Below are 6,408 nucleotides of genomic sequence, written 5' to 3'. Positions count from 1 at the left end.
GCGGCCTTTTGCGCCGCCTGCGCCGCCTCAGCTGCGCCAATTTTCGCACGCCGCTCTTCATCCAAAGCCAACAGGGAGGATGACATGGCCTCATCCCCACGGCGGGTCAGGGCGGCGTCAAAAGCGGTCGGGTTTTCGCGGATCGCTTTAATGTCATGCATCGGTCATGTCCTTCAGATGATGGTGATTCACAGACGTGAGTGTATGCCGGAGCGAAGGCGTGAGGGAAAGGGGATGTCACCCCATTCGGTATCCTCTCTCTGGGATCTGGATCCCCTTACCAGCGGCCCATTCGCGCCATTGAGTAAAATAATCGTTGGAATCGGGACCGCCTGAAGACCAATGCGGTGGACTGGGGATGTCTGGCGGAAGAATTGTGGTAGAGTCTCCGAATACTTGCGGTAGGTATTCCTGAATTTCAGGAACTTCCGAAAAGTCCGCCGAGCGGACGGAGGTTCCTGTCAGGTTGATTTTATGAAGTATGGTATGCATGCTAAACTTTGCTCCAACAAGCTCCATACCTTTCATATCGGAGGAATCAAAAATTGTTCCTTCAAGGTTTGCATAGGAAAAGTTTGCACTGTTCATATCCACAAACCTAAAAACAGCGCCTTGAAGTTTCGCATGTATGAGCACTGCGGATCGCATTTCAGAGGTTTGGAAGTCTACTCCGCGCAAATTCGCTACGGAGAAATTTGCCCTCTGACATCTGGCGCTTAAGAAGTTTGCCTCAATCAGGTCGGCTCCCTGAAAAACTGCTTCTGTTAAGTTTGCTTCCGAGAAGCTCGTACTTTGTAAGTTGGTGTCTCTAAAATTGGCATGAATACAACTCGCCAGAAAAAAATCAGTTCCATGAAGGTTTGCTTCGGAAAAATGAGCGGCCTCGACATTCGCCTCCGAGAAGTTAGCCTTCTCGAAACTGAGGCCTCTGAGGTCCATAGCCTGCAGGTTTGCCTTTCGAAGATCGATTTCTAGATCCTGGGATTTGACGCCTTTGATTTTCGCCAAGCGTCCTAAGACCTGTACGGCGTTCTGCATGTCAGACCTGGGTAGTCTCAGATGGCCGGCCCAATATTCCATGTCCTCCGCATCGTCGGTGTCCGGTGTCGGCTGTGCTGGGATTTCATCAGACAGCTCGCGTACATAAACGCTCAGCAGCCGGGACACCCGCGCCGCCTCCTGCGGCTCTTCACGCACCAGCCCCTCAAGCCGGTCAATCGCGGCATTCCTTCTTACAACGTCGTCTTCCCAAACGGTTTCGCGTTTTCTGTCAAAGTCTTTGGTCACCTGCCGCTGTGCATGTAGATCAGCGGCGGCTTCGGTGATCTTTTGATTGAACAGGGAGGCCGTGGCGGTGGCGGTCTGTTCATGCGTTAGTCGCAACCGGATAATGGTAAAGGGCAGGGCCACCGTTGCCCCCAACGTGGCCGTCAATGCCGCGAGTTGGATAAGTGGGAAGCGTGCCTCCTTGCCTTCGACTGTTTCCACGCCAACGATCACCAGCTGCGCAATTTTACCGATGGTGGCGACAAGTCCACCAAACAGGCACATCGCAAGCACGGTCCACAAAACCACGAGCAGCGCAAACAAGGGTTCCGAAAGTTTTTTCGCCCCAAGCACGTCTTTTATGTTCAGGCTATCGTCGCCGTCGTCCTTTCGCGGCAAGGCGGCGTAGATCACGAAGCTAAACGCGATGATCCCAACCAGAGTTGCCAGAAGCCAGAAGACCTCGCGGGTCACGGGAAGGGTGATTTCGTACATAATGTCCTCGGCTCATGTGCTTATCGCACTCTAGGGTTGCGCCAATCACACGTCCACCCGCCCAACGACATTCTCGGCTTTGCATTTCCCCGCATCTCGCCTTGCAAGTGTCGCCAATGCCCCATAGGTTCCCTGCGACTTTTACGGGGCAATCCCGCACTTACAAAGGACCTGACACCATGGACCAAATCGGCCAGTTTCTGCCGCTCATTCTGATCTTTGCGATCATGTATTTCCTGCTGATCCGTCCGCAGCAGAAAAAAGTAAAAGAACACCAAGCCATGGTGACTGCCGTGCGTCGCGGTGACCAGGTTGTGACCCAGGGTGGTCTGATCGGTAAGGTGAGCAAGGTCAAAGACGACAACGAAGTTGAAGTTGAACTGGCCGAAGGTGTGAAAGTGCGCGTGGTGAAATCCACCATCGCTCAGGTCACCTCCAAGACTGAGCCGGCCAAAGCCGACTAATCCACCTTTAAACAAGACCAACAGGGCATCAAACATGCTGCAAATTGACCTTTGGAAACGGGTCCTGATCTGGCTCACCTGCGTGGTGGGCCTGCTTCTGGCCATGCCAAACGCGTTTTATCCGAGGGTTGAGGCCCATAATGATGCTGTTGCTGACCAAGCGGTTGGCATTGTGAGTGAGAACACCGAGGCGCTGATTGCCGGATGGCCATCCTTCCTGCCCTCACGCCTGGTGAACCTTGGTCTTGATTTGCGCGGTGGTGCGCATCTTCTGGCCGAAGTGAAGGTTGAAGATGTCTATGCCGCGCGCATGACATCCATGTGGCCGGAAGTGCGGGATCTGTTGCGCGGCGAACGGGCCACTGTGGGCACCATCCGCCAACAGCCAGGCCCAGACACCGAGCTGCGCTTCAAAATCTCCAAGCCGGAAGCCATTCAAGAGGCGGCAAGCCTTGTGCGTGGGTTGTCACGTCCGGTGACCTCGATCACCGGCGCCGGGGCCAGCGACATTGTGGTGCTCACCGAAGGCGACACCATCATTGTGGAACTGTCGGATGCGGAGAAACTGGCCTCCGATCAACGCACCGTGCAGCAAGCGCTGGAAATCATCCGCCGCCGGATCGACGAAGTTGGCACACGAGAGCCGACCATTCAGCGCCAAGGTGCAGATCGTATTCTCATTCAGGTGCCGGGCATTGGCTCTGCGTCTGAGCTGAAACAGATCATCGGCACAACAGCACAGCTGACCTTCAATCCTGTTGTTGGCCGCGCCTCTGATCCTGATGCCTCTGCAGGTGTTGGCAACAAAGTGTTGCCGTCACTTGATGAAGAAGGTGTCTATTACATCGTTGAAGCGGCCCCTGTGGTGACCGGCGAAGAGTTGGTCGACGCGCAGCCAAGTTTTGACCAAAACAACCGTCCGGCGGTGTCTTTCCGGTTCAATCCAACAGGTGCACGCAAATTTGGCGATTACACCGCGGAGAACATCGGAAGCCCGTTTGCCATTGTGCTCGATGATGAAGTCATCTCCGCACCTGTCATTCAGGCGCATATTGCTGGCGGCTCCGGCATCATCACCGGGCGTTTCTCTGTTGAGGAAAGCACCAATCTTGCGGTGCTGCTGCGGGCAGGCGCTCTGCCAGCGGAGCTGACCTTCCTCGAAGAACGCACCATTGGTCCGGAACTGGGCCAAGACAGCATCGAAGCAGGACGTATTGCCTGTATCGTCGCCTTTGTTGGTGTGCTGATCTTCATGTTCTTGAGCTACGGCACCTTTGGCGTGTTTGCCAATATCGCCTTGATCATCAACGTCGGTCTGATCTTTGGCCTGCTGTCACTCATCGGTGCCACGCTGACCTTGCCGGGCATTGCCGGGATCGTTCTGACCATTGGTATGGCGGTGGATGCCAACGTGCTGGTGTTTGAGCGTATTCGCGAAGAACTGAAGTCCGCTAAAGGCCCTGCGCGTGCCATTGAGCTTGGCTACGAGAAAGCACTCTCTGCGATCCTTGATGCCAACATCACCACCTTCATCACCGCTGTGATCCTCTTTGCCGTGGGCTCCGGCCCAGTGCGCGGCTTTGCCATCACGCTCGGCCTTGGCATTCTCACCTCGGTGTTCACCGCGATCTTTGTGACGCGTGTGTTGATCGTGATGTGGTTTGAACGCCGCCGTCCCAAGACAATCGAGGTATAAGCCATGCGTTTGAGACTTGTTCCACAAGAGACCAAATGGGATTTCTTCGCCCGCCCAACACTCTGGCTTGGCATCTCCGGAGCCTTGATGGTGGCGGCTTTGGTGAGCTTCTTCATCCAGGGCCTGAACTTTGGCATCGACTTCCGGGGTGGCACAACCATCCGCACCGAAAGTGCGCAGGAAGTGGTGATCGCTGATTATCGCGCCGCAATGGAGCCGCTTGAGTTGGGGGACATTTCAATCACCGAGGTGTTTGACGTGACCTTTGAAGAAGATCAGCACGTCACCATGATCCGCATCCAGGCCCAAGAGGGTGAAGAAGCGGTGACCGCTGACATGATCAAAAAAGTCGAAGTCCAGCTGCAAACCGTGGCACCGGATATCACCTTTGTGTCGGTTGAATCCGTCGGGCCCAAAGTGTCTGGTGAGTTGATCAACACTGCGGTGATTGCGGTTCTGCTGGCGATTGGCGCTGTGCTTGTTTACATCTGGCTGCGGTTTGAGTGGCAATTTGCAGTCGGTGCTGTGATGGCCTTGATACACGACGTGGTGCTGACCATTGGTGTGTTTTCTGAGCTGCAGATCAAATTTGACCTCGCCATCATTGCGGCGCTGCTGACCATCGTGGGCTACTCGCTCAACGATACGGTTGTGGTGTTTGACCGCGTGCGCGAGAACCTGCGCAAGTACAAAAAAATGGAACTCAAAGAGGTTTTGAACCTCTCCATCAACGAAACACTCAGCCGGACGGTGATGACCTCTGCCACGACTTTGCTGGCGTTGATTTCCCTGTTTGTGTTGGGTGGCGATGTGATCCGGGGCTTTGTCTTTGCGATGATTTGGGGTGTGATTGTCGGGACCTATTCCTCGGTCTTCATTGCGTCTGCAGCGCTGCTGAAATTTGGCGTAAAGCGCGATTGGTCCAAACAGGCCAACACCGCCGGCAACAAGTTTGCCGATATCGACGCCTGATCTCCTGACCCAGGCACTGGCCATCGATGGCCTTGCCTGGGTTGCTCTTGCCGCCTTTGTGGCTGGCATCGTGCGCGGATTTTCCGGATTTGGGACCGCGCTGATCTATCTCCCCATCGCCGCACAAGTCATGCCGCCTCTCTGGGCGATTGTCTCCCTGGCTGGCTTGGACATCATCGCGCCTTCGGTGCACATTCCCGCAGCCATACGCAACGGCCACAAACGCGATCTTCTGCGTTTGATGATTGGTGTGGTGGCATTGCTACCTGTGGGGCTTTGGCTATTGACGCGCACAGACCCTAGTGTCTTTCGCTATCTTGTGTCGGTCTTGTCCATTGGCATGTTGATCGTGCTGCTGTTGGGGTTTCGCTATCGTGGCACTGTCACCCGCCCAATGGTCTATGGCATTGGCGGGGCAGGTGGCTTGCTTGGCGGCGCGGCGGGTCTGCCCGGCCCCCCGGTGATCCTGTTCTACATGGCCAGCCCGCATGGGCCGTCCGTCATTCGCGCAAACACCTCTGCCTACCTATTCTTTTACGACATCCTGCTGGTGGTTGTGCTTCTGATCCTGGGCCGTTTTGATCCAGCACCCTTTGTGCTGGGCCTGCTTCTCTCTATCCCGGCCATGGCTGGAAATCTTTTGGGCGGCTGGCTCTTCCATCCGGGCTATGAGCGGCTATACCGAGGTGTGGCATACCTGATCATTGCTGGCGCGGCGGTGTCCGGATTGCCCTTCTTAGGCGGCGGAGGATGACCCCATGCAGATGACCGAAGTGACCTATGCGGATGCGATTCCGATCGACAGCTACGGACCGGGCTTTTTTCGCATTGGCGGCGAAGTCATCACCGGCGGCGCGATCATCCACGCCAAGGGCGCGCGCAGCTGGAGCGGTTATGAGGATGTTGAGTCAGTGCTGGCTCTAATTGAAAACATCGATTTCATCCTGATGGGCACAGGCGCAAATATGACACCGGTGCAATCTGCCTTTCGCCAGACGTTGGAAGAGGCGGGCATAGGTGTGGAGCCGATGGCGTCGCCCACGGCGTGCCGCACCTACAACGTGCTGGTCAGCGAAGGTCGTCGTGTGGCGGCGGTGATGTTGCCGATGCCAGAAGAGAGCTAAGGCAAAAGTGTTGCGCAACGCCCGGTGCGGGTACTCTTTTTGACTTAGGTTAAGGTGCACATCCCCACCTCCGCGATACAGCCACGATACAGACGTGATACCGACGTCGAAATTCAGCTGCGTCAAAAGGTTAATCCTTTTGCCAGCCAAAGGGATGGGGTAAGCCTCAGAACATGATTTTACGTGTCAAAGATGTCAGCGTGGCCCGTGGCGGTGTGGCGGTTCTGGAGGGGCTCAGCTTTGAGATCACTCCTGGCCAAGCGCTGATTGTAAAAGGCCCAAATGGGGTTGGCAAAACAACGCTTTTGCGCACGGTTGCTGGCCTTCAGCCCCCGTTCAAAGGTGCAGTTGAGGCCCCAGAAGAGGCCGTGGCCTATGCCGCGCACAGCGA

The 6,408-nt window shown here is 55.7% G+C and carries 7 protein-coding genes and 1 pseudogene; 6 read left to right on the top strand and 2 right to left on the bottom strand.

The window, feature by feature from the left end:
• Positions 1-161: pseudogene (locus QZ517_RS19300) on the bottom strand (serine--tRNA ligase); the annotation flags it as partial.
• A gap of 76 nt (positions 162-237) precedes the next feature.
• On the bottom strand, positions 238-1,761 hold the full coding sequence (locus QZ517_RS19295) for a pentapeptide repeat-containing protein (RefSeq protein ID WP_294230432.1): 1,524 nt from the start codon (positions 1,759-1,761) through the stop codon (positions 238-240).
• A 179-nt stretch (positions 1,762-1,940) separates the two neighbouring features.
• Between QZ517_RS19295 and yajC the strand changes: the two genes are divergently transcribed.
• The 6 genes from yajC to QZ517_RS19265 form a co-directional block, all read left to right on the top strand.
• The gene (yajC, locus tag QZ517_RS19290) at positions 1,941-2,225 is read left to right on the top strand and encodes a preprotein translocase subunit YajC (protein ID WP_294230429.1); all 285 of its coding nucleotides are present in this window, start codon (positions 1,941-1,943) and stop codon (positions 2,223-2,225) included.
• A 34-nt stretch (positions 2,226-2,259) separates the two neighbouring features.
• Positions 2,260-3,921 carry a protein translocase subunit SecD gene (gene secD / locus QZ517_RS19285; RefSeq protein ID WP_294230426.1) on the top strand — a complete coding sequence of 554 codons (1,662 nt, stop codon included), beginning with the start codon at positions 2,260-2,262 and terminating at the stop codon, positions 3,919-3,921.
• 3 nt (positions 3,922-3,924) lie between these two features.
• Positions 3,925-4,893: a protein translocase subunit SecF gene (gene secF, locus QZ517_RS19280; protein WP_294230423.1), complete on the top strand. Its 969-nt coding sequence runs from the start codon at positions 3,925-3,927 to the stop codon at positions 4,891-4,893.
• The gene (locus QZ517_RS19275; RefSeq protein ID WP_294230420.1) at positions 4,874-5,647 is read left to right on the top strand and encodes a sulfite exporter TauE/SafE family protein; all 774 of its coding nucleotides are present in this window, start codon (positions 4,874-4,876) and stop codon (positions 5,645-5,647) included. Before secF ends, QZ517_RS19275 begins: the two co-directional genes overlap by 20 nt.
• Positions 5,648-5,651: 4 nt before the next feature.
• Positions 5,652-6,017, top strand: coding sequence for an Mth938-like domain-containing protein (locus tag QZ517_RS19270; RefSeq protein ID WP_294230417.1), 366 nt, complete (start codon positions 5,652-5,654; stop codon positions 6,015-6,017).
• A 173-nt stretch (positions 6,018-6,190) separates the two neighbouring features.
• The coding region (locus tag QZ517_RS19265) for an ATP-binding cassette domain-containing protein (protein WP_294230414.1) at positions 6,191-6,408 on the top strand (218 nt) is incomplete at its 3' end.

The organism is uncultured Shimia sp., assembly GCF_913054185.1.
Classification (GTDB): Bacteria; Pseudomonadota; Alphaproteobacteria; order Rhodobacterales; family Rhodobacteraceae; genus Shimia.
Note: the sequence above shows the minus strand (reverse complement) of the source record. Positions and strands in the feature narration are given on the sequence as shown.